Genomic DNA, 25,172 nt, shown 5'->3' on the forward strand with positions numbered 1-25,172 from the left:
GACCCTGGTCGAGCTGCCGGACCCGGTCGCTGCGGAGGGGCAGGTGCTGGTCGAGGTCACTCCGAAGCTTGCTTCGCGTGTGTCGGAGTCACGAACGCACGACTCAGGAGCGAAAAAATCATGCGTGCGGAGCACGCCAATGTCACAGTTCGTTGCATGGAGTTTCGACGCCTCGGCCGCAGCGGCCTGTCGGTCAGCGAGATCTCGTACGGCAACTGGATCACCCACGGTTCCCAGGTCGAGGAGGAGCAGGCGCACGCGTGTGTGCGGGCTGCTCTCGACGCGGGCATCACCACCTTCGACACCGCCGACGTCTACGCCAACACGGCCGCGGAGTCGGTGCTGGGCCGGGCGCTGGCCGGGCAGCGGCGGGAGAGCCTGGAGATCTTCACCAAGGTCTTCTGGCCGACCGGTCCCGGCGGGCCCAACGACAAGGGCCTGGGCCGCAAGCACGTCATGGAGGCGGCGCACGGTTCGCTGAAGCGGCTGGGCACCGACTACCTGGACCTCTACCAGGCGCACCGGTTCGACACCACGGTGCCGCTGGAGGAGACCATGCTGGCCTTCGCCGACCTGGTGCGGCAGGGCAAGGTGCTCTACATCGGGGTCTCGGAGTGGAACGCCGAGCAGATCAGCCGGGGCGCGGCGCTGGCCCGTGAGCTGAACGTGCCGTTCGTGTCCAACCAGCCGCAGTACTCGATGCTGTGGCGGGTGATCGAGTCCCAGGTGGTGCCGGCCTCCGAGCGGGAGGGCATCAGCCAGATCGTCTGGTCGCCGATCGCACAGGGCGTGCTCACCGGCAAGTACCAGCCGGGCGCGGCCCCGCCCGCCGGCTCGCGGGCCACCGACGAGCGCGGCGGCGGCTTTGTCAGCCGGTTCCTGCGCGATGACCTGCTCACCGCGGTGCAGAACCTGCGGCCGCTGGCGGCCGAGGCGGGGCTGAGCATGGCGCAGCTGGCGGTGGCCTGGGTGCTGCAGAACCCGAACGTGGCCTCCGCGATCATCGGCGCGACCCGGCCGGAGCAGGTCGAGGAGAACGTCAAGGCGGCCGGGGTCACCCTGGAGCCCGAGCTGCTGAAGAAGATCGACGAGGTGCTGGACGGGTTCGTGGAGACCGACCCGCGGCGCACCGCCGTCGCCTGAGCCGAGTGGGTCCTGCGCTCCGCTAGTCGGCGGGGCGCAGGCTCATCGGCCCGTAGACCTCGTCCTCGCCGTCGAAGAGCCGGACCTGCTCGATACCGGCCTCGGCCAGCTCGGCCCACTCCGCGCTGAACCAGGCCTCGGCCTCGTCCTGGTCGGCGAACTCCAGCGCCGGGCCGTCCACCGCGCTGCCAGCCGAGTCCTCGTAACGCCACCGGTACGCCATGCGGCAACGGTAACGTGATCGCCGAGGCCGGAGCAGGAGGAGCGAGCAGTGACGCGACGCACGCTGGTGCTGGGCGGCGCGCGCTCCGGCAAGTCCGCGCACGCCGAAGGACTGCTGCCCGCTGAGGCCGCCACCTACGTCGCCACCGCCCGCCGCGATCCGGCCGACGCGGACTGGGAGGCCCGCATCGCCGAGCACGTGCGCCGCCGCCCGGCGAGCTGGCGCACGGTGGAGTGCGGCGGGGCGCTGCCGGAGCTGCTTACCCAAGCCGCGCAAGGAGATCCGCCGATCCTGGTGGACGACCTGGCCACTTGGCTGACCGGCCTGCTGGACGACGCGGGGGCCTGGGAGGGCGGTCCGGAGACGCTGGAACCGGTGCGGGCGCGCGGCGAGGCGCTGCGCGCGGCGGTGGCCGGGTGCGCCGCGCCGGTGGTGCTGGTGTCCGCGGAGGTCGGCCTCGGCGTCGTGCCCGCGACCCGTTCTGGCAGGCTCTTCCGTGACGAGCTGGGCCGGTTGAACGCCCGGCTCGCCGAGGTGTGCGACGAGGTTGTGCTGCTCGTCGCCGGTGTCCCGCTGAAGCTGCGCTGACGGAGGTTTCCCCAGTGGACGAGGTTGTCCAGTTCCCGCCGGTGGCGCCGCCGGACGCGCAGGCCCGCCGTGCAGCCGAGGCGCGCCAGGCGCAGCTGACCAAGCCCGCCGGTTCGCTGGGCAGGCTGGAGCAGCTCGGGGTGTGGCTGGCGGCCTGCCAGGGCGAGTGCCCGCCGCGGCCGCTGACCCGGCCGAGGGTGGTCGTCTTCGCCGGGGACCACGGCATCGCCCGGCACGGCGTCTCGGCCTACCCGAGCGAGGTCACCGCGCAGATGGTCGGCGGCTTCCTGGCCGGCACCGCCGCGGTGAACGTGCTCGCCGAGACCGCGGGCGCGACCGTGCGGGTCGAGGACCTGTCGGTGGACGCCGACACCGCGGACTCGGTGTCCGGGCACAAGATCCGCCGCTCCTCCGGCGTCATCGACCGCGAGGACGCGCTCAGCAGCGCCGAGGTGGTGGCCGCGCTGGCCGCGGGCCGGGCGATCGCGGACGAGGAGGTGGACCGGGGCGCGGACCTGCTCATCGCGGGCGACATGGGCATCGGCAACACCACCCCCGCCGCGGTGCTGATCGCCGCGCTCACCGGCAGCGAGCCGGTGGCCGTGGTCGGCCGCGGCACCGGCATCGACGACCACGGCTGGATGCGCAAGACCGCCGCCATCCGGGACGCACTGCGCCGCGCCCGCCCGGTCAGCGCCGACCCGATCGGCCTGCTGCGCACCAGCGCGGGCGCGGACATCGCCGCGATGGCCGGTTTCCTGGCCCAGGCGGCGATCCGGCAGACCCCGGTGCTGCTGGACGGTGTGGTGGTCGGCGCGGCCGCGATGGTCGCCGAAGAGCTGGCCCCGGGCGCCCGCGAGTGGTGGCAGGCGGCGCACCGCTCGGTCGAACCGGCCCACTCGATCGTGCTGGAACACCTGGACCTCACCCCGCTGCTGGAGTTCGAGCTCCGCCTCGGCGAGGGCTCCGGCGCGGTCGCCGCGCTGCCGCTGCTGGTCATGGCCGGTCGGGTGCTGGCCGACATGGCCACCTTCGAGGAAGCGGGCATCTCCGGCCCGAGCGACACCCCGCTCACGCCGCCCGCGGTCGAAGCGGTGGCCGCCACCGCCGCCGGCCTGGCCGCCACGGTCGCCGAGGCGGCCAGCGATGCCGCCCCGGACACCAGCGCGGCCAGCTACGGCTACGGGCACGGCCACACCGCCACCCAGGCGACCGACGAGCCCCGCGACAACCCGGCCGACACCACCTACCGCGCCGCGCCCCCGGCCGCCCCCGTCATCACGGTCGCACCGCCGGAAGACCTGTGACACCCGGCCGCACCACGGTGCCCGGCCGCCACGGGCCGTGCCCCGTGCCGCTGGACCCCGGCACTGACCAATGACCTCCGGCCTCCGCCTGGCGCTGTCCTGGCTCACCGTGCTGCCGGTGCGCACCGGCCCGGTCGACACCGCCGTGGCCCGCACCGCGATCGCGCTGGCCCCCTTCGCCGGTCTGCTGCTCGGCGTGGCGGCCACCGCGGTCCTGTTCGCCCTGACCTGGCTGGGCGCCCCCGGTCTGCTGGCCGGCCTGCTGGTGGTCGGCCTGCTCGCGCTGGCCACCCGCGGCATGCACCTGGACGGCCTGGCCGACACCGCCGACGGCCTCGGCTGCTACGGCCCGCCGGAGCGCGCGCTCGCGGTCATGCGCGACGGCCCCGCTGGCCCGTTCGCCGTGGTCACCCTGATCGTGGTGCTGGGCGCGCAGGCGGTGAGCCTGTCCGCGGTCGCCGAGGCCGGGCGCTGGGGCGCGGTCGTGGTCGCGCTGGCCGCCGGCCGCGCCGCCTTCGCCTGGTGCTGCCGCCACGGCGTCCCGGCCGCGCGCCCAGAGGGCCTGGGGGCGCTGGTGGCGGGTTCCCAGCCGGTCGCGGTGCCGATCGCCTGGACCGCGTTCCTGACCGTGGCCGCCGCGGCCGCCACCTACGACCGGCCCTGGCTCGGGCCGATCGGGGTGCTGCTGTCGGTGGGCGTGGTGCTGCTGCTGGTGCGGCACGTGCGGAAGCGTTTCGGCGGGGTCACCGGGGACGTGCTGGGCGCGGCGGCGGAGATCACCGTGCTGCTCGTGCTGGCGCTGGCCGCGTTCCGCTAGCGGCGGTCGCGCCCGCGCTGGCCAGCACCACCAGCCCGACCGCGGCCAGCTGCCACCAGCCCAGCTCCTGCCCCAGCACCAGGAACCCGGCCAGCGCGGCCAGCGCCGGGTTCAGGCTCATCATGATCCCGAAGGCCCCGGCGGGCAGCCGGCGCAGCGCGAGCAGGTCCATCGAGTACGGCACCGCCGAGGCCAGCAACCCCACCAGCAGGCCCAGCGCCAGGTTCCCCGGCCGCACCAGCTCCGCCCCGGCCGCGCTGATCCCCAGTGGCAGCACCGCGATCGCGCCTGCCGCCGCGCCCAGCGCCAGGCCCTCCATGCCGTTGAAGGCTTGGCCCAGGTGGCGGGTGAGCAGGATGTAGGCCGCCCAGCAGGCCGCGCCGGCCAGCGCGAACAGCACGCCGACCGCGTCCGCGCCGTCCAGGCCGCTGCCCAGCAGCAGGACGCCGGTGCCGGCCAGTGCGGCCCAGAGGAAGTCGAGCTTGCGGCGGGACAGGGCGAGGGCCAGGGTCAGCGGGCCGAGGAACTCGAAGGTGATCGCCGCGCCCAGCGGCAGGCGCTGGATGGACAGGTAGACGCAGACGTTCATCACGGCCATCACCAGGCCAAACAGGATGATGGTCCGCCAGTCGCGGCGGGAGCGGCCGCGCAGCGCCGGGCGGGCCAGGGCCAGCAGCAGCACGGCCGCGCCGGCCAGGCGGAGGGTGACCACGCCGAGCGGGCCCAGCGCCGGGTACAGGCTCACCGCCAGGGCGGCGGAGAACTGCACCGAGCTCATCCCGACCAGGATCAGCGCCACCCCGTGCAGGCGGGCGCCGAGCTGGTCGGCCGGGGCGAGGGTCGCGGTCACGGGCCTGAGCCTAGGTAGCCGGGCACGAACCCGGAAATGCTTATCACGCAGCGGTTATGCTTGGCGGTAATGGATGTCGAGCTGCGTCACTTCCGGTGCTTCCTGGCCATCGCGGAGGAGGGCTCGGTGACCGCGGCCGCCGTGCGGCTGCACCTCACCCAGCCCGCGGTCTCACGCACCCTCGGCCAGCTGGAGCAGCGGCTCGGGCGGCGGCTGGTGGACCGCTCCACCCGGCACCTGCGGCTGACCGCCGACGGGGAGGCCTTCGCGGACAAGGCCCGCGCGGTGCTCGCCGCGGTGGCCGCCGCCCTCGACCCCGGCCCGGAACCGCCGCTACGCCTCGGTTATGCCTGGGCCGCGGCCGGTCCGCACACCACCGCGATCCTGCGCGCCTGGCGGGAGCGGCGGCCCGAGGTGCCGCTGGAGATCCGCCGGTTCGACGAGCGGACCGCCGGCCTGAGCCGGGGCGAGGTGGACGTGGCCCTGCTGCGGCACCAGCTCGACGACCCGCGGCTGGACAGCACGGCGCTCTACACCGAGGCCCGCTTCGCCGCGGTGGCCGCCGACCACCCGCTCGCCACCCGGACCGAGCTGACCCTGCGCGAGCTGAGCGGACTGCCGCTGGCGCGCAACGAGCTCTCCGGCACCACCACCCCCGAGCTGTGGCCGCCGGACGCGCCGCCAGGGGAGACCGTGCGGGTGCACAACGTCGACGAGTGGCTCACCGTGATCGCGGCGGGCCGGGCCGTCGGCGTCACCGCGGACGGCACCCGGCACCACCACATGCACGCGGGCGTGGCCTACCTGCCGCTGTCCGGGGTGCCGCCGGTGACGGTGCACCTGGCCTGGCCGGCCGAGCACCGCCACCCGCGGCTCGCCGAGTTCCTCGCGCTCACCAGGGAGATCGTCCGCGGTTAGCCGAGCTTGGTCATCCAGCCGTGCGGGTCGGCGCCGCCGGTCTGGATGCCGGTCAGCGCGGCCCGCAGCTTCATCGTCAGCTCGCCCGGCTCGCCCCCGTTGACCAGGAACTCGCCACCGGCGTGCTTGACCCGGCCGACCGGCGTGATCACCGCGGCGGTGCCGCAGGCGAAGACCTCGGTCAGCTCACCGGAGTCGACCTTCTTCTCCCACTCCTCGGTGGAGAACCGCCGCTCCTCCACCGCGTAGCCCAGGTCGGCGGCCAGGGTCAGCAGTGAGTTGCGGGTGATGCCGGGCAGCAGCGCGCCGCTGAGCTCCGGGGTGACCACGCGGGCGTTCTCGCCCTCACCGAGGACGAAGAACAGGTTCATCCCGCCCATCTCCTCCACCCACCGGCGCTCCACCGCGTCCAGCCACACCACCTGGTCGCAGCCCTGCTCCGCGGCCTGGGCCTGGGCGAGCAGCGAGGCGGCGTAGTTGCCTGCGAACTTGGCCGCGCCGGTGCCGCCGGGCGAGGCGCGCACGTACTCGGTGCACAGCCACACGCTCACCGGCCGGACCCCACCGGCGAAGTAGGCGCCGGCCGGGGAGGCGATCAGCACGTACAGGTACTCCTTGGCCGGGCGCACGCCGAGACCCGCCTCGGTGGCGAACAGGAACGGCCGCAGGTACAGCGACTCGTCCTGCGCCGTGGGCACCCAGGCCTTGTCGACGTCGAGCAGTTCGCGCACCGAGCCGAGGAACAGCTCGTCCGGCAGCTCCGGCATGGCCAGCCGCTGCGCCGAGGCGCGCAGCCGGGCCGCGTTCGCCTCCGGCCGGAACGAGGCGATCGAGCCGTCCGGCTGGCGGTAGGCCTTGAGGCCCTCGAAGATCGCCTGCCCGTAGTGCAGCACCATGGCCGCCGGGTCGAGCGGGATGCTGCCGTAGGGCACCACCGCCGCGTCGTGCCAGCCCTGCTCGTGGTTCCAGCGGATGGTGACCATGTGGTCGGTGAAGTACTGACCGAAACCGGGCTTGGCCAGGATCTCGGCCCGCCGCTCCCCCGACGCGGGCTGGGGGTTCAGGCTACGGGTGAACGACACCGTTGACGTCATGGCAGCAGCGTAGTACTTCGTGTTGCCCCCGACCATCGTCATCCCAATGGTCGGACGACCTACTGTTCAGTCCGCCCGGCCATTCCGGCCGGGCGGACTGACGTCTCACACCGCGGGCAGGCCCTCGGCGATGTCCGCGGGCAGCACCGGCGCCGGCCACCCCGCGCCGGGGGTGAAGTCGCACCAGCTGCCGTCGAAGGGGAACGCGCCCTGTTCGGCCAGCGCGATCATCCGCTCGCCCTCGGCCCGCAGCCGGCCCATCTGGGCCACGGTGAACAGTCCGGCGGCGACCGCCTCCTCCGCTTCGTCCTCGTCCTTCCAGCACCAGGTCAGGTCCGGCTCGACCACCACGTCGAGCACCCCGTCCACCCGGTCCACGTAGTCCGCGCCGCGGCCCATCGGCAGTTCCAGGTTGACGTACCAGTGCCGGAAGGTGCCGTCGGCGTTGAAGAACCACCACACGCTGGACCAGGCGTGCTCGTCCACCAGGCGCAGGTTGGAGTGGCCGTGCCAGCTGGAGAGCACCGGGATCCGCGGGATCCGGAAGCGCTCGGACAGCGGGGCCTCGCGCTGGTGGCGGCCGTCGGCCAGCCGGGTCGCGCGGACCCTGGTGCCGTCCGGGATCCAGCAGACCAGCTGGGCGCCGTCGTCACTGAGCACCCTGGCCGGGGTGACCGAGCCGAGGCTGCCGTCCAGGCGGCGGAAGCGGTAGAGGACCTCGTGGCCGGGCTGCCAGGGCATGGTCACCGACTCGGGTGGCGGCTGGGTGCGGGTCACCGGACGTGCGAGTCCACGAACGGGGGCTTCACGATCTCGCAGCGCAGCGAGCGGCCCCGGACGTCCAGGGTGACCTCGGCGCCGGGCTCCAGTCCGGCCGAGGTGTCCAGCAGGGCCAGCGCGATGCCGGTCTTCAGGGTCGGGGAGAACGTGCCGGAGGTGGTCTCGCCGACCTTCGCGCCGCCGCTGAGCACGGTCATCCCGGCCCTGGGCACGCCCCGGTCCAGCGCGCGCAGGCCGAACAGCTTGCGGGCCGGGCCGTTGGCGCGCTCGGCGGTCAGCGCCTCGCGGCCCCAGAACGCGGGCTTCTTCCAGCCCACCGCCCAGCCGGAACCGGCCTGCACCGGGGTGATCTCCAGGGACAGGTCCTGGCCGTGCAGCGGGTAACCCATCTCGGTGCGCAGGGTGTCCCTGGCGCCGAGGCCACAGGCCCGGCCGCCGTGCTTGGCCGCGACCTCCAGCAGCTTCGCCCACAGCGCGGGGGCGTCGTCCCAGGCCGGGATGAGCTCGTAGCCGTGCTCGCCGGTGTAGCCGGTGCGGCAGATCCGGACCGTGCCGCCATTCCAGTCCGCGTCGGCGAAGGCCATGTAGTCCATATCGCTGGGCAGGCCGAGCTCGGCGAGCACCTCGGCGGACTTGGGGCCCTGCACCGCGAGCACCGCGAAGCCGTCGTGCTGGCCGGTCACCGTGACGCCCTCGGGGGCGGCGGCCACCAGCAGCTCGACCACCTTGGCGGTGTTGGCCGCGTTCGGGACCAGGAACACCTCCTCCGGCGAGACCAGGTAGGCGATCAGGTCGTCCACCACGCCGCCGGAGTCGGTGCAGCACAGCGTGTACTGGGCCTTGCCCGGCGCGATCCGGTTCAGGTCGTTGGACAGGCTGGCGTTGACGAACTCGGCCGCGCCGGGACCGGCGACCAGGGCCTTGCCCAGGTGCGAGACGTCGAAGACGCCGACCGCCTCGCGCACCGCGGTGTGCTCGGCGACCACGCCGCCGTCGGTGTACTGGATCGGCATCTCCCAGCCGCCGAACGGCGCGAAGGTGGCGCCGAGGGCACGGTGTGACTCGTGCAGGGGGCTGGTGCGCAACGGGGTGTCAGTCACAAGGGGGGAAGTTACCGCCATTGCCGGGTGATCATGGCGGCGACGCAGGATCCAGCCACGACCGTGACCAGCGTCGCCAGCAACAGCACCGGTGGCAGGCTCATCAGCAGCACCACGGACAGGCCGAGGCCGAGGCAGGCGGTGCGCATCGGCCAGGTGCGGTCCTCGACCAGCAGCAGCCGGGCCGCGGCGTTGGTGAAGGCGTAGTAGGTGAGCAGGCAGCAGGCCGCGAACTGCAGCGCGATCTCCGGGCTGAGCAGCAGCACCAGCCCGCTCGCGCCGGCGGCGGCCAGCAGCTGGGCCCGCCACGGGGCCTTGCTCAGGCCCAGCGGGAGGTCGCGGTTCCTGGACAGCGAGAGCAGCGCGCGGCGCAGGTCCACGCTGACGATCAGCGCCATCGCGCCCAGCGCCACCGCGGCGGCCGCGCTGATCAGCGGCAGCAGGACGGCGCCGTCGGCGGCCACCACCGCGTCCCGCAGCGGGGCGGGCGAGAGCGCCAGCCGGGCCGAGCCGAGCTGGCGCAGCGTGGCCCAGCCGAGCAGCAGGTAGAGCAGCGCGCCGAGGCCGATCACGAACGGGATGGCCATGCGCACCTTGCGCTGCGGGTAGGCGCGGCCGTCCGCGGGCGAGGTGATCCGCTCGAACCCGATCAGCCCGAAGAACACCACCGAGCCCGCGGTGAGCAGCATCCGGGGGTTGTCCGCGCCCGGCTGACCGCTCACCGGAACCACCTGTTCGGGTGGTGGCACGGTGAAGCAGACGATGATCACCACGACCAGCACCGCGACCACGAACCCGGTGACCGCCCAGCTCACCCAGCGCGGGGTGGCCAGGTTCGCCGAGCCGAGCGCCGCGGCCAGCACGATCACCGTCACCGCGGCCACCCAGGGCCGCGCCGGCATCAGGTACGCGCCGAAGGCCCCGGCCACCGCGGCCAGCGAGGCGAGCTTGCCGACCAGCAGCCCGGTGCCGGCCAGCCTGCCCGGCCAGCGGCCCAGGTGCTCCTTGGTGCAGGCATAACCGCTGCCGTAGCCCACATAGGCGGCGGACTGGTCAGAAGTGGAGAACGCACTGCACAATGCCGCCAGCGCCGCGAGCAGCACGCCGACCAGCAGCCAGCGGCCGGCCGCCTCGGCAGCCGGGGCCAGCCCCACGAAGGCGCCCGCGCCGAGCATGCCGCCGAGGCCGAGCACCACCAGGTCGGGCACGCCGGCCGGGTGACCGGATCCGGCCCGCGATGCTCGCTGTACGTCCAATGCCACCGACACACAGTATTCGGACTGTATTAAAGAGCGATAGCCGCCGTGGGGGCGGATAGCCCACTCGGATTAGCCTTCGGCAACACTGACCCAGGGAACAACACCGGGCCGGCGGCCGAGAAACCGCTTGCCGCGACAACGACGAACACACGCCGTCGCCGACCTCGACACGCGCAGCTCGGGCGGGACGGGATTAAGGAGCACACGTGACCGCGCCCAAGCTTGCGCTGATCGACAGCGATCCCAAGTCCGCCGCGACCGACGCGGTGGTCATCGGCACCGTCCAGGGATCCGACGGCGTGCTCCTCGCGCCGGGCGCCGAGCAGGTCGACGCCGCGTTCGACGGCGAGCTGAGCACCCTGCTGAGCACCCTCGGCGCCACCGGCAAGGCCGATGAACTCGTCAAGCTGCCCGCGCGCGGCGCGCTGACCGCCCCGCTGGTGGTCGCGGTCGGCCTCGGCGCGATCGCCGCCGGGCAGGACGGCCCGAGCAGCGAGCAGGTCCGCAGGGCAGCCGGCGTGGCCGCCCGCGCGCTGGCCGGGGTGACCAAGGCGACCGTGACGCTGTCCACTGTGGACCTGGGCGCCGCGGTGGAGGGTGTCGTGCTCGGCGCGTACGCCTTCACCGGCTACAAGTCCGACGCGGGCAAGGCGCCGCTGGCCAAGGCCGACTTCCTGGTCGCCGACGCCAAGGACAAGCACGCCAAGGCCGTGCTCAAGGCCAACACCGCGATCGCCGAGGCGGTCACCACCGCCCGCGACTTCGTCAACACCCCGCCCAACGACCTGTACCCGGCCTCCTTCGCCGAGCGCGCGGTCCAGCTCGCCGAGGCCGTCGGCCTCACCGTCGAGGTGCTGGACGAGAAGGCGCTGCGCAAGGGCGGATTCGGCGGCGTGCTCGGCGTCGGCGGCGGCTCCTCCCGTCCGCCGCGGCTGGTCCGGCTGAGCTACAAGGGCGCGCGGGCGAAGAAGAAGGTCGCCCTGGTCGGCAAGGGCATCACCTTCGACACCGGCGGCATCTCGATCAAGCCCGCGCCCGGCATGGACGAGATGACCATGGACATGGGCGGTGCGGCCGCGGTGGTGGCCACCGTGGTGCTGGCGGCCAAGCTGAAGTACCCGCTGGAGGTCACCGCGACCGTGCCGATGGCGGAGAACATGCCCTCCGGCACCGCCTACCGTCCCGGCGACGTGCTGACCATGTACGGCGGCAAGACCGTCGAGGTGCTCAACACCGACGCCGAGGGCCGCCTCATCCTGGCCGACGCCATCGTGCGGGCCGGCGAGGACAACCCGGACTACCTGATCGAGACCTCCACCCTGACCGGCGCCCAGGTGGTCGCCCTGGGCAGGCGCACCGCGGGCATCATGGGCAGCGACGACTTCCGCGACCGGGTGGCCGGCATCGCCCGCGCCACCGGCGAGGGCGGCTGGGCCATGCCCCTGCCGGAGGAGCTCCGCGCCGACCTGGACTCCCGCCTGGCCGACCTGGCCAACGTCTCCGGCCACCGCTGGGGCGGCATGCTGACCGCGGGCATCTTCCTGCGCGAGTTCGTGCCGGAAGGCGTCCAGTGGGCCCACCTGGACATCGCGGGCCCGGCCTACAACTCCAGCGGTCCCCACGGCTACACCCCCAAGGGCGGCACCGGCGTCCCGGTCCGGACCCTGGCCGCCGTTCTGGCGGACATCGCGGAAAACGGCTGACCCATTGGCGCGCTCCGCGCGCAGGTGAAAGGCCCGCCGTGGCGCACCAGCGCCACGGCGGGCCTTTGACATCACGGTGGGGTTGATCTTTCGCGACTCAAGAGCGAAAGATCCCGCGCGCGGAGCGCGCCAATCAGATCAGCGGCACGACCCAGGCCGCGATCGCGCCGTCACGATCCTTCGGCTCCTTCTCCCCCAGAAACGCCGACACCACCGTCTCCGCCGTCACCGGCACCACCCGGCTCGGGAACGGCAGTTCCGACGGCGCGCAGGAGCCGGTGGAACACCGCAACTGCCGCGCCAGCTCCTCGTACCAGGCATAAAAAGTGACCGGAGCCGCGGCAAGTTGAGCGACCGCGCGTTCGGCCAGCCGGCCTGCCAGCTCGGAGAGCACCGCGACCAGCGTCGTGGTGTCCAGGTGGGCGCGCTCGGCCTCGTCGGTGGTCAGCCACCAGGTGTTCTCGCGCTGCTCGCGGGCGCGGTCGGCCGGGTCCAGGAACAGGGGTTCCTGGGCCACTCCGGCGAGTCGGTCGAGGAAAGTGGACACCTAGCCTGACGCCTTCCCGTCGCGGCGCTGCTGCGCGCGCTGTCGTGCGGTGTAGTCGCGCATCCGCTGTGGATAGCCGACCTTGTTGGCCTCGTACATCGGAATCTTCAATTTCCGGGCAAGTTTCTGCGCGGCGTCGAACCCGGAGATGCGCCGCCGGGTCCACTCGCCGTCGTGTGCGATGAACACGACAGTGGTCTCGGTCACCGTGGTCTTGGGTTCCAGGTACGCCTCGACGCCGTGCCGGGCCGCCGCCCACGCTTCCAGGTGGGCGGTGTCGGCGTTCGAGGCCGACCGCAGCTGGCCGGGTCGCTCCTTGCGGCGGAAACGGTCGAACAGGCCCACCGCGCACCTCCTTCGCTCCAGCCACCGATCTTGCCAGGCCAGATGTCAGGCGGACGTCACATTCCGGGCGAAACTCCGCCTCGATGATCCACCCAGCGTGACCCAGGACATGCGTACTGAGATGTAGGTATCCCGCGTCGCGAGCACCCCTGACATGGTGACAAGATGGCGGATGCCCGTCGCGCTGAACCGGCGTTGTCGGCACCAAGAGAACGCCCAGCAAACGATGCCTCCATGAGGAGATCGAAGTGACCGACACCTCCGCCGACCTCGTGATCCTTGGCGGCGGCTCGGGCGGCTACGCCTGCGCACTGCGCGCGAGCCAGCTCGGCCTGTCCGTGATCCTGGTCGAGAAGGACAAGCTCGGTGGCACCTGCCTGCACCGCGGCTGCATCCCGACCAAGGCGCTGCTGCACGCGGCTGAGGTGGCCGACATGGCCAGGGAGAGCGACCAGTTCGGTGTCAAGGCCAGCCTTGAGGGCATCGACATCGCCGGGGTCAACACCTACAAGGACACCGTGGTCGGCAACCTGTACAAGGGCCTGACCGGGATGTTCAAGTCGCGCAAGGGCGTGACCGTGGTCGAAGGCGCAGGCACCTTCCAGGCGCCGAACACCGTGGTGGTGGACGGTCAGCGCTACACCGGCAAGAACGTGGTGCTCGCCACCGGCTCCTACGCCCGCTCGCTGCCCGGTCTGGAGCTCGGCGGCCGGGTCATGACCAGCGACCAGGCGCTCAACCTGGACTTCGTGCCGGAGAAGGTCGTCGTGCTCGGCGGCGGCGTGATCGGCGTGGAGTTCGCCAGCGTGTGGCGCTCCTTCGGCGCCGAGGTCACCATCGTGGAGGCCCTGCCCCGCCTGGTGCCCGCCGAGGACGAGTTCTGCTCCAAGCAGGTCGAGCGGGCCTTCCGGCGCCGCGGCATCAAGTTCAAGACCGGCGTCCGGTTCACCGGCGCCACCCAGACCGACTCCGCGGTGTCGATCACCCTGGAGTCCGGTGAGCAGCTCGACGCCGACCTCCTGCTGGTCGCGGTCGGCCGCGGCCCGAACAGCGCGGGCCACGGCTACGAGGAGGCCGGGGTCAAGATGGACCGCGGCTTCGTGCTCACCGACGAGTACCTGCGCACCAACCTGCCGAACGTGTACGCGGTCGGCGACCTGGTGCCGGGCCTGCAGCTGGCCCACCGCGGCTTCCAGCAGGGCATCCTCGTCGCCGAGCAGATCGCCGGGCTCAACCCGAAGCCGATCGACGAGGCCGGGATCCCCCGCGTCACCTACTGCGAGCCCGAGGTCGCCTCGGTCGGCCTCACCGAGGCCCAGGCCAAGGAGAAGTACGGTTCCGTCGAGACCGTCACCTACGACCTCGCGGGCAACGGCAAGTCCCAGATCCTCAAGACCAAGGGCGCCATCAAGCTGGTGAAGGCCACCGACGGCCCCGTGGTCGGGCTGCACATGGTCGGTTCGCGGGTCGGCGAACTGATCGGCGAGGCGCAGCTGATCTACAACTGGGAGGCATACGCTGACGACGTGGCCCCCCTGGTACACGCGCACCCGACCCAGAACGAAGCCCTCGGCGAGGCACACCTCGCCCTGGCCGGCAAGCCGCTGCACGCGCACGGCTGATCGATCGGCGCGAGGCAAACCCAGTGAGCACAAGCACGAGGAGCTAGCGAAAGATGGCCTTCTCCGTCCAGATGCCGGCGCTCGGCGAGAGCGTCACGGAGGGCACTGTCACCCGGTGGCTGAAGCAGGTCGGCGACACCGTTGAGGTCGACGAGCCCTTGCTTGAGGTCTCCACCGACAAGGTGGACACCGAGATCCCCTCCCCTGCCGCCGGTGTGCTGCAGCGCATCGTCGTGAACGAGGACGAGACCGTGGACGTGGGCGCCGAACTGGCGGTCATCGGCGACGGGGACGGCGGTGGCGACTCCGCCCCGGCGCCCGCCGCCGAGCAGCCGTCGGCCGCCCCGTCCGAGCAGCCCGCACCGGAGCCAGAGCCCGCCCAGCAGCAGCAGTCCGCCCCGGCGCCCGCGCCGGAGCAGCAGGAGCAGCAGTCGGCCCCGTCCGGCGGCGGCGCGGCGGAGGGCACCCCGGTGGCCATGCCCGCGCTCGGTGAGTCCGTCACCGAGGGCACCGTGACCCGGTGGCTCAAGCAGGTCGGCGACTCCGTCGACGTGGACGAGCCGCTGCTCGAGGTCTCCACCGACAAGGTCGACACCGAGATCCCGTCCCCAGTGGCCGGGACCCTGCTGGAGATCAACGTCGGCGAGGACGAGACGGTCGACGTCGGCGCCCAGCTCGCGGTGATCGGCAGCGGCGCGCCCGCGCAGCAGCAGAGCGCGCCCGCCCCGGCCCCGCAGCAGCAGGAGTCCGCCCCGCAGCAGGCTCCGGCCCCGCAGCAGCAGGCTCCCCAGCAGCAGGCCCCGGCTCCGCAGCAGAGCGCTCCGGCCCCCGCGCCGCAGCAGTCCGCACCGGCTCCGCAGGCCCCCTCGGCTGAGGAGAGCAACGGCGAGGCGCCGTACGTCACCCCGCTGGTCCGCAAGCTCGCCGCCGAGCACAAGGTCGACCTGGGCTCGCTCAAGGGCAGTGGGGTCGGCGGCCGGATCCGCAAGCAGGACGTGCTCGCCGCGGTTGAGGCCGCCAAGGCCGCCGCCGCGGAAGCCGCCAAGCCCGCACCGGCGCCGGCTCCGGCCGCGAGCTCGGGCTCGGGCTCGGCGCCGAGGGCGGCCGCACCGGCCAGCACGCCCGAGGCCGAGCTGCGCGGTAAGACGGTGAAGATGACCAGGCCCCGCCAGGTCATCGCCCGCCGGATGGTCGAGTCGCTGCAGACTTCCGCGCAGCTGACCACGGTGGTCGAGGTGGACGTCACCAAGATCGCCCGGCTGCGCGCGCGGGCCAAGGGCGCGTTCGAGGCGCGGGAGGGCGTGAAGCTCTCGTTCCTGCCGTTCTTCGCCAAGGCCGCCGTCGAGGCGCTCAAGCAGCACCCGAAGCTCAACGCCTCGATCAACGCCGAGTCCAACGAGGTCACCTACCACGGCGCCGAGCACCTGGTGATCGCGGTGGACACCGAGAAGGGCCTGATGGTCCCGGTCATCCACGACGCGGGCGATCTGAACATCGCGGGCCTGGCCCGCAAGATCGCCGACGTGGCCGACCGCACCCGGCGCAGCAAGATCTCCCCGGACGAGCTCAGCGGCGGCACCTTCACGCTGACCAACACCGGCAGCCGGGGCGCGCTGTTCGACACGCCGATCATCAACCAGCCGCAGGTGGGCATCCTGGGCACCGGCAGCGTGGTCAAGCGCGCGGTCGTGGTGACCGACGAGGCGGGCGGCGACACCATCGCCATCCGCTCCATGGTCTACCTGGCCCTGTCCTACGACCACCGGCTGGTCGACGGCGCGGACGCGGCCCGGTTCCTGACCGCGGTCAAGCAGCGCCTGGAGGACGGCTCGTTCGAGGCCGACCTGGGTCTCTGACCGGCACGGATCGACTCCCGAGGGCCTCGCCGCACACCGCGGCGGGGCCCTCGGGCCGTTTCTCCCCGTGCCCGCCGGGGTCGCGCCGCACGGGCGGAGGCGGCACGATCGAGTCATGCGAGTGGTGGTCGCCGGTTCCTCCGGCCTGATCGGCAGCGCCCTGGTGAGCGAGCTCCGGGAGAACGACCACGAGGTGATCCGCCTGGTGCGCCGCGCCCCGGCCGCCCCTGACGAACGCCGCTGGGACCCACCGGCCGGCAGGTTCGCCGACGACGCGCTGGACGGCGCGGACGCGGTGGTCAGCCTGGGCGGGGCGGGCATCGGCGACAAGCGCTGGACCGAGGAGCGCAAGGCGCAGCTGCGGGAGAGCCGGATCGTGCCGACCACGGTGCTGGCCGAGGCGGTGGCCCGGCACCGGATCCCGGTCTTCGTCAGCGGCTCCGCGGTCGGCTACTACGGCGACACCGGTGACCGGGAGATCGACGAGACCGCCGACTCCGGCGCGGGTTTCCTGGCCGGGCTGTGCCGGGACTGGGAGGCCGCGGCCGAGGCGGCCGAGGAGTCCGGCGGGCGGGTGGTGCGGGTGCGCACCGGGCTGGTGCTCTCCGCGCACGGTGGCCTGCTCGGGCGGCTGCGGCCGCTGTTCTCCTTCCTGCTCGGCGGGCGGCTGGGCGCCGGCACCCAGTACATGCCGTGGATCTCGCTGGACGACGAGGTCGGCGCGATCCGGTTCGCGCTGGAGCACAGCCAGGTCAGCGGCCCGGTCAACCTGACGGGACCGGTGCCGGTGACCAACGCCGAGTTCACCGCCGCGCTGGCCGAGGCGCTGCACCGGCCCGCGCCCTGGGTGGTGCCGGAGTTCGCGCTCAAGCTGGCCCTGGGCGCGGAGACCGCCCAGGAGATGGCCCTGTTCGGGCAGCGCGCGCTGCCCGCGGTGCTGCGCCGCAACGGCTACGTCCACCAGCACCCCACGGTGGCCGCGGCACTGGCCGCCGCCGTTCCGGAGGGCCAACCCGCGGCGTAGGGTCGAGGGGTGCTGAACAACAGTCACCTCTCCTGCCGGGAGTCCAGCGAACCCGTGCTGGTCCGTCACCTCGGCAGCATTGACTACGTACAGGCCTGGGACCTCCAGCGCGAGGTCCTGGACGCCCGCGCCGACGGCAACGGCCCGGACACCCTGCTGCTGCTGGAGCATCCCAGCGTCTACACCGCGGGCAAGCGCACCCAGCCGGAGGACCGGCCGGTGGACGGCACCCCGGTGGTGGAGGTGGACCGCGGCGGCAAGATCACCTGGCACGGGCCCGGCCAGCTGGTCGGCTACCCGATCGTCAAGCTGACCGACCCGGTGGACGTGGTCGACTACGTGCGCAGGGTGGAGGAGGGCCTGATCAAGGTCTGCCGCGACCTCGGCCTGCCCGCGGGCCGGGTCGAGGGCCGCAGCGGCGTGTGGCTGGCCGCCGACGAGACCCGGATCGAGCGCAAGATCGCCGCGATCGGCATCCGGGTGCAGCGCGGGGTCACCATGCACGGCTTCGAGATCAACTGCGACGCCGACCTGTCCGCCTTCGAGCGGATCATCCCGTGCGGCATCGCCGACGCCGGGGTCACCTCGCTGACCGCGGAGCTGGGCCGCCGGGTCACCGTGGCCGAGGTCGAGCCGCTGGCGGAGAAGGCCGTGCTGGACGCGCTCTCCGGCGCGCTGCCGCTGTCGGAGTGCTGGCTGCCGCGGCCGGAGGTCAGTGCCCCGGGCATCACCTTCGCGCTGCCGAACTGAACGACGCCGGAATCCTCGCCCGGCCGGACCCACCGCTCACCCCACCTCGCTGACTGCTCCAATCGGGGTTGCCCTCACTCGGACGTGTCCGAATTCGGCACTCAGCGACGTAAGCTGACTCCTCGCTGTCCGACAGCTGGGGGTCATGCGCCGGAGGGTCCGGTCCAGGGGAGGGTTTCTGTGCACGGCCCGTTGTCCTTCGGTCTGCTGGGTCCACTGCAGGTGCTGCTCGGGGGGCAGCCCACCACGGTGAAGGCCGCGAAACAGCGGACCGTGCTGGCCAGCCTGCTGCTGCGGGCCAACCAGCACATCTCCTTCGACGAGCTCGCCGAACGGGTCTGGGGTGAACAGCCGGTCAGCCAGCCAAGGCAGACCCTCCAGGTCTACGTGATGCGGCTGCGCCAGAGCCTGGGCGCCGGGGTGCTGCTGCACACCGAACCCGACGGCTACCGCCTGGAGCTCGACCCCGAGTCCCTGGACATCCACCGCTTCCGGCGGCTCACCGAGCAGGTCAAGCTCGCCGGTGACGACCCCCGCCGGATCGTCGGCCTGCTCACCGAGGCACTCGGCCTGTGGCGCGGTCCCGCGCTGGCCGACGTGCCCTCGGAGTCGCTCCAGTCCGGTGAGGCCCGCTGGCTGGAGGAGCTGCGCCTGCAAGCGGTGGCCGACCGGCTGCACGCCCGGCTGCGGCTGGGCGCGCACCAGGACGTGGTCGGCGAGCTGTACGGCCTCACCGGCCAGTACCCGCTGCGCGAGCAGTTCTGGGCGCAGCTGATGCTCGCCCTCTACCGCTCCAACCGGCAGGTCGAGGCCCTGGAGGCGTTCCAGGCGGTCAGCCGCAAGCTCGCCGAGGAGCTCGGCGTGGACCCCGGCGAGGAGCTGCGCGCCCTGCACCGGGCCGTGCTCAACAACGACAGCTCCCTCGGCCCGGCCACCCCGCACACCAGCGCCCCGGCGACCGCCGCCCCGCGCGGAGCGGGGCTGTCCCAGCTGCCGCCCAACATCGCCGACTTCGTGGGCAGGGACGCCGAGATCGGCCACATCGGCGAGCTGCTCCGCGGCGCGGGCTCGGCCATGTCGGTGCCCGTGGTCACCCTCACCGGACCACCGGGCGTCGGCAAGACCGCGCTGGCCGTCCAGGCCGCGCACGAGGTGCGCGCGCACTTCCCGGACGGCCAGATCTACGTCAACCTGCACGGCTACTCCCCCGGCCCGCCGCTGGCCCCCGCCGACGTGCTCAGCCGGTTTCTGCGCGCCCTCGGCGTCACCCCGGAACAGATCCCGCTGGAGCCGGAGGAACGGGCCGCGCAGTACCGCTCCCTGCTCACCGGGCGGCGGCTGCTCATCGTGCTGGACAACGCGGTCGGCCCGGAACAAGTGCGCGCGCTGCTGCCCGGCGAGCCCGGCTGCGCGGTGCTGATCACCAGTCGCAACGCGCTGCGCGGGATGACCGTGCTGGACGGCGCCCGCCCGGTGCCGCTGGAGGTGCTCTCGCCGGGCGAGGCCCAGCACCTGCTGGCCGGGATCCTGGGCGTGGACCTGGTCGCCGCCGAACCCGCCGCGGCCGCCGAGCTGGCCCGGATCTGCGGCCACCTGCCACTGGCGCTGCGAGTGGCCGCGGGCAACCTCGCGGGCCGCCCCAGCGCGCGGATCGCCGACTACGTGGCCGAGCTCAGCGCCGAACGCCTGGCCGGGCTGCGCATCGAGGGCGACGACGCGACCGCGGTGCAGGCCGCCTTCGACCTCTCCTACGACATGCTCGACCCACCGGCCCAGCGCCTGTTCCGGCTGCTCGGCCTGGTGCCGGGCAACGACTTCACCAAGGAGGTCGCCGCCGCGCTGGCCGCGCTGCCCGCCGACACCACGCTGCCGCTGCTGCGCCAGCTCTGCACCGCCAACCTGGTGCAGCACCAGGCGGGCGACCGCTACCAGGCGCACGACCTGATCCGGCTCTACGCCGCCGAACGCGCCGCCGCCGAGGAGACCGCCCAGTCGCTGGACGCGGCCCGGCGCGCGCTGCTGGCCTACTACCTGCACACCGCCCGCGCGGCCGCGCGCAGCCTGTACCCGGAGATCGTCCAGCTCCCGCTGCCCGCGCCCCGGCCGAACCGGACCCCTCGGCCGGGAGCGGCGATCGCCTGGCTGCGCGCCGAATGCGCCAACATCGCGGCCACCGCGACCATCTGCGCCGGACCGCTGGCGCACTACTCCTGGTACCTGGCCGACGCGCTGCGCGGCTACTTCCACCACACCGGCCAGGTCGCGGACTGGCTGCACGTGGTGGAGACCGGGCTGGCCGCCGCCATCGCCGAACCCGACCTGCCCGGCGAGGCGGCCATGCGGCTGAGCCTGGGCACCCTGCACTGGACCCTCGGCGACAACCACACCGCGGCCCGGCACTACGAGCAGGCGCTGCGCATCCAGCGGCGGCTGGGTGACCGGGACGGCGAGTTCGCCACCCTGAACAACCTCGGCCTGGTCTGCCTCAACCTGGGCAGGCTCACCGAGGCGGGCGCGCACCTGCGGCAGGCGCACGCCTCGGCCGACCCGCACCGGCAGGCCATGGTCAGGGCCAACCTCGGCCACCTGTGCGTGGACCTGGCCGAACTGGCCGAGGCCGAGGATCACTTCCGCACCATCGTGGACATCGGCCTGGCCGAGGGCTCCCAGCTGGTGGTCACCTACGGCCGCTACGGCCTGGGCCGCGCGCACCTGGTCCGCGGCGCGCATGCCCAGGCCAAGGCGGTGCTCACCGAGGCCCTCGCCGACTTCCGCGAGCTGGGCCACCGCCGCCTCGCCGTCGAGGTGCTGACCACCCTGGCCGAGACGCACCGCCTGCTGGGCGACCACGACCAGGCGGCCGGCGACGCCGAACAGGCCCTGCGGCTGGCCCGCGACCTGGCACACCGGGTCTGCGAGGCCGACGCGCTCACCGTGCTCGCCGACTGCGCCGAACCCCGCCGCGCCGCCGAGCTGCACGCCCAGGCGCAGGCGCTGGCCGAGGCCGGCGGCTACCTGTGGGCGCAGGTGGCCGCGCTGGTCGGCCAGTCCCGCACGCACCGCCAGACCGGCCGCCCACGCGACGCGCTGACCGCGGCCACCGCCGCCCTGGACCTGATCGCCGCCGCGGGCGAACCCACCCGCCTCGGCCCCGGCGCGCTGCTCGCCCAGGGCGCGGCCCTGCTGGACCTCGGCGAGGCCGAGGCCGCCCGCGCCGCCGCCGAACTGGCCATCCGCCAGGCCACCGCCGCCGGTCAGCGACTGGAGCAGGACCAGGGCCTGGCCCTGCTCGGTGAAGCGCTCACGGACAACCGGACTCCGATCCTCTAGACTTCCGGAATTACGGAAATCCAGAGGATAGGGGAACCATGCTGTCCCGACGCCACCTGCTGATCACCGGCGCCCTGGCCGCCGGCGCGACGCTGCTGCCCGGCCTGGCCACCGCCGCACCCCGCGCCACCACCGACTTCACCACCCGCGAGGGCCTGCTCGCCTGGCTCACCGCCAACCCCGGCCTGGTCAGCGCCTACGCCGACAACGGCACGAAGTGCCTCGCCCACCGCGCGCACGTGGCCCAGCCACTGGCCTCGGCGGTCAAACCGGTGCACCTGGCCGCCTACGCGCTGGCCCGGCTGGACCCGGCGACCAAGGTCAGGGTCGGCGACTGGGAGAACTTCTACCTGCCCTACACCGACGGCGGCGCGCACGTGGCGGCGCAGGAGTCCCTCGGCATCCCGATGGACCCGGCGACCCTCCTGGCCAAGGACCCGGACCAGCTGGTCACCCTGGACCAGATCGCCGGGACGATGATCTATTTCAGCGACAACGCGGCCACCGACTACCTGCGCCACCTGCTCGGCGAGCCCGCACTGCGCCGGGCCGCGCTGCGCGGCGGCTGGGCCGGTGCGGACACCCGCTCGAAGCTGGCCGACTTCCTCTACCTGCTGCTGCCGGAGGAGGTCCGGCCGGGCGTGCCGCGCCGGGACATGGGCGCCCGCCTGGAACAGCGCTTCCTGACCGACCCGGCCTTCCGCGCGCACGCCCGCGCCAAGGTGCTCAGCGGCACCCCGTCCTGGGAGACCCAGACCGCCTGGGCCCGGGACAGCGGCGGCGCCTCCGCCGCCACCCTGGCCGGGCTGCACCGGGCACTGGCCACCGGCCGCTTCCCGGAACCGGCCCGGCGGCACCTGGAGCACAGCCTGGCCGCGATCCGGCCGCCCGAGGTGGCGGGTATCGGCTTCAAGGGCGGCTCGCTGGCCGGGGTGCTCACCGCGGGCATGTCCGTGCGCTGGCGGGACGGCCGGATCGGCACGGTCGCGGTGCTGCTCACCGGCATGACCGAACCGGACTGGACCGCCGCCACCGGGGAGAGCTCGATCTATCTGCGCTCGGTGCTTGACCTGCTGCTCGACCCGGCATGGCTGGACAGGGTGGCCACCGCGCTCACCGGAACGCCAGGCATGCTCAGCTGATGACCAACGAGCAGCTGGCCCAGCGCGTCGCCGACCTGGAGGCCAGGGTGGCGGCCCTGGAGGGCATCGCCGAGCAGGCGGTGGCCGAGGCCGGTGGCGTGATCAGCTACCAGGGCCGCCTGAGCGCGCCCGATCTGGAGTGGTCCATCACCTTGCCCGCCACCCGGGTGCTGGCCCTGCCGGACGGCCCGCGCATCGAGGTGCTGGCCGCGCTGGGCCATCCGGTGCGGGCCAAGGTGGTCCGGCTGCTCGCCGAGCAGGGCGCGCGGTCCGCGGCCGAGCTGCAGGCCGAGGCCGAGGTCGGCTCCACCGGCCAGCTGTACCACCACCTCAAGCCGCTGACCGCGGCCGGCCTGGTCGAACAGGACGGCCGCGGTCGCTACCGGCTGCGCGGGACCGCGCTGGTCCCGGCCCTGGTGCTGCTGGCGGCCGCGGCGGACATCGCGGGCCAGCTGAAGGCCTGATCAGCGGAACTGCGGCAGCACCTCGGCGGCCACCAGCTCGAGGTGGTCCAGGTCGTTGAGGTCGAGCACCTGCAGGTAGACCCGGCTGATGCCGGTCTGCTCGCGCCAGGCGCCGAGCTTGTCCACCACCTCGGCCACCGTGCCGGCCAGCCCGTTGGCGCGCAGCTCGTCCACCTCGCGGCCGATCACCGCGGCCCGGCGGGCCACCTCGGCCTCGTCCCGGCCGAGGCAGAGCACCAGCGCGGCCGAGCGGACGATCTCCTTGGCGTCCCTGCCGATCTCCGCGCAGGCCGCCTCCACCCGCTCGAACTGGCGCACCGCGGTGGCCGGGTCGGCGAAGGGCAGGTTGAACTCGGCGGCGTAGCGCGCGGCCAGCGCGGGCGTGCGCTTGGCGCCGCGGCCGCCGATGAGCACCGGCGGGCCACCGGCCTGCACCGGCTTGGGCAGCGCGGGCGAGTCGGTCAGCTGGTAGTGCTCGCCGTCGAAGCTGAAGGTCTCACCCGCCGGCGTCCGCCACAGCCCGGTGATCACCGCCAGCTGCTCGGCGTAGCGGTCGAAGCGCTCGGCCACGTCCGGGAACGGGATGCCGTAGTTGCGGTGCTCGGTCTCGAACCAGCCCGCGCCCAGGCCGAGCTCCACCCGGCCACCGGACATCTGGTCCACCTGCGCGACCTGGATCGCCAGCGGCCCCGGATAGCGGAAGGTGGCCGCGGTCATCAGCGTGCCCAGCCGGACCCGCTTGGTCTCCCTGGCCAGACCGGCCAGCGTCACCCAGGCGTCGGTGGGGCCGGGCAGACCGCTGACCGAGCCCATCTTCAAGTAGTGGTCGGAGCGGAAGAACGCGTCGTACCCGGCGTCCTCGGCCGCGCGCGCGACCCGGAGCAGATCGTCGTAGCTGGCCCCCTGCTGGGGCTCGGTGAAGATCCTGAAGTCCACGCGGAACACGCTATCCCGGGTTCAGCGGCGGCGCGTCCTGCGCGGCACCGAGGTCTCCACCCGGATCGGCTCGGCATTGCCCACCTTGTGCAGCAACCGCAAGCCCTGCATCACCCGCTCGATGCAGGTCCCGACCTCCTCGCTGGCCTTCTTCGGATCGGCCGCGTTGGCGATCTGGGTGGCGCTGCCGGCCAGCGCGCCGAACATCAGCCGGGACATCGGCTCCACCGGCAGGTCGTCGATCTCGCCGGACTCGGCCAGCCCGACCACGGTGGCCCGCACCAGGCCGTAGCTGAACTGCTCCTCGGCCTCCCGCCAGCGCTCCCAGCCCATCACCACCGGCCCCTCGTGCAGCACGATCCGCTGGTAGGAGGGCTCGAGGCAGACCCGGAGGTAGGCGCGCAGACCGGCCATCGCGCTCTCCCACGGGTCGCCGGGCTGCGCGACGATCTTGGCCAGCCTGGCCAGCATGTCGGTCTCCACCGAGTCGAAGGCGGCCTCGAACAATGCCTGCTTACCGCCGAAATGGTGGTAGAGCGCGCCCTTGGTGACCCGCGCTTTCGCCGCGATCTCATCAAGCGAGGTGCCCGCGTAACCCTTTCTGGTGAACAGCTCCACGGCGCTGTCCACCAGGGCCTGCCTGGTGGATTCCGAATACTCCATACGCCGCGGCCGCGCTGTCGCCATACTCACAACACTACGACATACCGACGGTACGTACTGGTGGTATGTTCTCCATGTCGGAGCCATACCGTCGGTACGCCGGAAACTCCGGGTACGGGCGGTGAGCGACAAGGAGGGGCGCCATGAGCTGGAACGACTTCTACCGGCGGCGAGACGTCATCGACGCCGCCCTGCGCCGGGCCGAGCGCACTGGGGAATCCACCGTGCCGCTGGACGAGGTCCCCCACGCCGCCGACATCTTCACCGACCACGCCGAACTGCTGGCCGCCCTGCACTACCGCTGGATGCTCCGGCTCACCGGCCACCTCGAGCTCGCCCTGCACGAACACGGCGACCGAGTCGAAGCCGCCACCGCCGCCTGGCAACGCCTCGCCACCGAGGAACCGACTCTCCGCCGCCTGCTCGACGCTGGCGCCGGCGAGATCCCGGAGGCGATCGCGCACGAGCGGCGGACCCTGGCGCTGGTGACCGGGCTGGCCGACGTGCGCGAGTCCGCCGAGGAGATCGAGCGGGTTGGCGCGGCGTTCCTGGCCCTGGCCCGAGATGGCGAGCGCGCGCAGTCCCGGTGCGGCTCGACCCGCGGGCTCTTCCGCCGCATGGCGGCAAGCGCCTAGAGCTGTCACATTGGCGCGCTCCGCGCGCGGGATTTTTTCGCTCCTGAGTCGTGCGTTCGTGCCGGGGTCACGAACG

23 protein-coding genes and 1 pseudogene are annotated in these 25,172 nt (G+C 73.2%); 14 read left to right on the forward strand and 10 right to left on the reverse strand.

Annotated features, from left to right (window positions below; all coding sequences use genetic code 11):
- Positions 1 to 156 precede the first annotated feature (156 nt).
- Positions 157 to 1,143, forward strand: coding sequence for an aldo/keto reductase family protein (locus ACWDY5_RS39980; RefSeq protein WP_449727339.1), 987 nt, complete (start codon positions 157 to 159; stop codon positions 1,141 to 1,143).
- Positions 1,144 to 1,165: 22 nt separating this feature from the next.
- On the opposite strand, the gene ACWDY5_RS39985 is transcribed toward ACWDY5_RS39980, so the two are convergent.
- On the reverse strand, positions 1,166 to 1,366 hold the full coding sequence (locus tag ACWDY5_RS39985; RefSeq protein WP_252486660.1) for a hypothetical protein: 201 nt from the start codon (positions 1,364 to 1,366) through the stop codon (positions 1,166 to 1,168).
- Positions 1,367 to 1,414: 48 nt separating this feature from the next.
- Here ACWDY5_RS39985 and cobU point away from each other — a divergent pair, with 48 nt between their 5' ends.
- The 3 genes and pseudogenes from cobU (at position 1,415) to cobS (ending at position 4,078) form a co-directional block, all read left to right on the forward strand.
- The gene (gene cobU, locus ACWDY5_RS39990; RefSeq protein WP_449727340.1) at positions 1,415 to 1,954 is read left to right on the forward strand and encodes a bifunctional adenosylcobinamide kinase/adenosylcobinamide-phosphate guanylyltransferase; all 540 of its coding nucleotides are present in this window, start codon (positions 1,415 to 1,417) and stop codon (positions 1,952 to 1,954) included.
- 14 nt (positions 1,955 to 1,968) lie between these two features.
- Positions 1,969 to 3,036 (forward strand): annotated as a pseudogene (gene cobT, locus ACWDY5_RS39995) (nicotinate-nucleotide--dimethylbenzimidazole phosphoribosyltransferase); the annotation flags it as partial.
- Between the two features lie 295 nt (positions 3,037 to 3,331).
- On the forward strand, positions 3,332 to 4,078 hold the full coding sequence (gene cobS / locus ACWDY5_RS40000) for an adenosylcobinamide-GDP ribazoletransferase (RefSeq protein ID WP_449727341.1): 747 nt from the start codon (positions 3,332 to 3,334) through the stop codon (positions 4,076 to 4,078).
- On the opposite strand, the gene ACWDY5_RS40005 is transcribed toward cobS, so the two are convergent.
- Positions 4,038 to 4,928: an EamA family transporter gene (locus ACWDY5_RS40005; RefSeq protein ID WP_449727342.1), complete on the reverse strand. Its 891-nt coding sequence runs from the start codon at positions 4,926 to 4,928 to the stop codon at positions 4,038 to 4,040. The two genes, cobS and ACWDY5_RS40005, sit on opposite strands and share 41 nt — an antisense overlap.
- A 69-nt stretch (positions 4,929 to 4,997) precedes the next feature.
- Between ACWDY5_RS40005 and ACWDY5_RS40010 the strand changes: the two genes are divergently transcribed.
- Positions 4,998 to 5,846, forward strand: coding sequence for a LysR family transcriptional regulator (locus tag ACWDY5_RS40010; protein WP_449727343.1), 849 nt, complete (start codon positions 4,998 to 5,000; stop codon positions 5,844 to 5,846).
- On the opposite strand, the gene ACWDY5_RS40015 is transcribed toward ACWDY5_RS40010, so the two are convergent.
- The 4 genes from ACWDY5_RS40015 to ACWDY5_RS40030 all read right to left on the reverse strand — a co-directional run bounded on the left by ACWDY5_RS40015 (position 5,843) and on the right by ACWDY5_RS40030 (position 10,082).
- Positions 5,843 to 6,940, reverse strand: coding sequence for a branched-chain amino acid aminotransferase (locus tag ACWDY5_RS40015; RefSeq protein WP_449727344.1), 1,098 nt, complete (start codon positions 6,938 to 6,940; stop codon positions 5,843 to 5,845). The genes ACWDY5_RS40010 and ACWDY5_RS40015 overlap by 4 nt on opposite strands.
- A gap of 105 nt (positions 6,941 to 7,045) precedes the next feature.
- A complete protein-coding gene (locus ACWDY5_RS40020) occupies positions 7,046 to 7,717 on the reverse strand; it encodes a DUF402 domain-containing protein (RefSeq protein ID WP_449727345.1) in 672 nt (223 codons plus the stop codon).
- Positions 7,714 to 8,820, reverse strand: coding sequence for a glycine cleavage system aminomethyltransferase GcvT (gcvT, locus tag ACWDY5_RS40025; RefSeq protein ID WP_449727346.1), 1,107 nt, complete (start codon positions 8,818 to 8,820; stop codon positions 7,714 to 7,716). The genes ACWDY5_RS40020 and gcvT overlap by 4 nt, the downstream gene beginning before the upstream one ends.
- 11 nt (positions 8,821 to 8,831) lie before the next feature.
- On the reverse strand, positions 8,832 to 10,082 hold the full coding sequence (locus ACWDY5_RS40030; RefSeq protein ID WP_449727347.1) for an amino acid permease: 1,251 nt from the start codon (positions 10,080 to 10,082) through the stop codon (positions 8,832 to 8,834).
- Positions 10,083 to 10,285: 203 nt separating this feature from the next.
- Here ACWDY5_RS40030 and ACWDY5_RS40035 point away from each other — a divergent pair, with 203 nt between their 5' ends.
- Positions 10,286 to 11,782 (forward strand): leucyl aminopeptidase, encoded by a 1,497-nt coding sequence (locus tag ACWDY5_RS40035; protein ID WP_449727348.1) that lies wholly within the window; start codon positions 10,286 to 10,288, stop codon positions 11,780 to 11,782.
- Positions 11,783 to 11,915: 133 nt separating this feature from the next.
- Here the strand turns inward: ACWDY5_RS40035 and ACWDY5_RS40040 are convergent, their stop codons facing one another.
- Positions 11,916 to 12,299: a hypothetical protein gene (locus ACWDY5_RS40040; protein ID WP_449727349.1), complete on the reverse strand. Its 384-nt coding sequence runs from the start codon at positions 12,297 to 12,299 to the stop codon at positions 11,916 to 11,918.
- Between the two features lie 30 nt (positions 12,300 to 12,329).
- Positions 12,330 to 12,674 (reverse strand): oxidoreductase, encoded by a 345-nt coding sequence (locus ACWDY5_RS40045; protein WP_283663905.1) that lies wholly within the window; start codon positions 12,672 to 12,674, stop codon positions 12,330 to 12,332.
- Positions 12,675 to 12,922: 248 nt separating this feature from the next.
- Here ACWDY5_RS40045 and lpdA point away from each other — a divergent pair, with 248 nt between their 5' ends.
- The 7 genes from lpdA (at position 12,923) to ACWDY5_RS40080 (ending at position 22,862) form a co-directional block, all read left to right on the forward strand.
- On the forward strand, positions 12,923 to 14,296 hold the full coding sequence (gene lpdA, locus ACWDY5_RS40050; RefSeq protein WP_449727350.1) for a dihydrolipoyl dehydrogenase: 1,374 nt from the start codon (positions 12,923 to 12,925) through the stop codon (positions 14,294 to 14,296).
- Positions 14,297 to 14,349: 53 nt separating this feature from the next.
- Positions 14,350 to 16,152: a 2-oxoglutarate dehydrogenase, E2 component, dihydrolipoamide succinyltransferase gene (sucB, locus tag ACWDY5_RS40055; RefSeq protein ID WP_449727351.1), complete on the forward strand. Its 1,803-nt coding sequence runs from the start codon at positions 14,350 to 14,352 to the stop codon at positions 16,150 to 16,152.
- Positions 16,153 to 16,267: 115 nt separating this feature from the next.
- A complete protein-coding gene (locus ACWDY5_RS40060; RefSeq protein ID WP_449727352.1) occupies positions 16,268 to 17,176 on the forward strand; it encodes a TIGR01777 family oxidoreductase in 909 nt (302 codons plus the stop codon).
- A 12-nt stretch (positions 17,177 to 17,188) separates the two neighbouring features.
- Positions 17,189 to 17,926: a lipoyl(octanoyl) transferase LipB gene (gene lipB / locus ACWDY5_RS40065; protein WP_449727358.1), complete on the forward strand. Its 738-nt coding sequence runs from the start codon at positions 17,189 to 17,191 to the stop codon at positions 17,924 to 17,926.
- A 180-nt stretch (positions 17,927 to 18,106) separates the two neighbouring features.
- The gene (locus ACWDY5_RS40070; RefSeq protein WP_449727353.1) at positions 18,107 to 21,256 is read left to right on the forward strand and encodes a BTAD domain-containing putative transcriptional regulator; all 3,150 of its coding nucleotides are present in this window, start codon (positions 18,107 to 18,109) and stop codon (positions 21,254 to 21,256) included.
- Between the two features lie 38 nt (positions 21,257 to 21,294).
- Positions 21,295 to 22,398 (forward strand): serine hydrolase, encoded by a 1,104-nt coding sequence (locus tag ACWDY5_RS40075; RefSeq protein WP_449727354.1) that lies wholly within the window; start codon positions 21,295 to 21,297, stop codon positions 22,396 to 22,398.
- A complete protein-coding gene (locus ACWDY5_RS40080; protein WP_449727355.1) occupies positions 22,398 to 22,862 on the forward strand; it encodes an ArsR/SmtB family transcription factor in 465 nt (154 codons plus the stop codon). The genes ACWDY5_RS40075 and ACWDY5_RS40080 overlap by 1 nt, the downstream gene beginning before the upstream one ends.
- On the opposite strand, the gene ACWDY5_RS40085 is transcribed toward ACWDY5_RS40080, so the two are convergent.
- Positions 22,863 to 23,798, reverse strand: coding sequence for an LLM class F420-dependent oxidoreductase (locus tag ACWDY5_RS40085; RefSeq protein WP_449727356.1), 936 nt, complete (start codon positions 23,796 to 23,798; stop codon positions 22,863 to 22,865).
- Between the two features lie 21 nt (positions 23,799 to 23,819).
- On the reverse strand, positions 23,820 to 24,485 hold the full coding sequence (locus ACWDY5_RS40090; RefSeq protein WP_283663897.1) for a TetR/AcrR family transcriptional regulator: 666 nt from the start codon (positions 24,483 to 24,485) through the stop codon (positions 23,820 to 23,822).
- A gap of 119 nt (positions 24,486 to 24,604) precedes the next feature.
- On the opposite strand from ACWDY5_RS40090, the gene ACWDY5_RS40095 reads away from it, so the two are divergent.
- Complete coding sequence (locus ACWDY5_RS40095; protein ID WP_449727357.1) at positions 24,605 to 25,096, forward strand: hypothetical protein; 492 nt, start codon at positions 24,605 to 24,607, stop codon at positions 25,094 to 25,096.
- Positions 25,097 to 25,172 lie beyond the last annotated feature (76 nt).

This window comes from Crossiella sp. NPDC003009 (assembly GCF_053591555.1).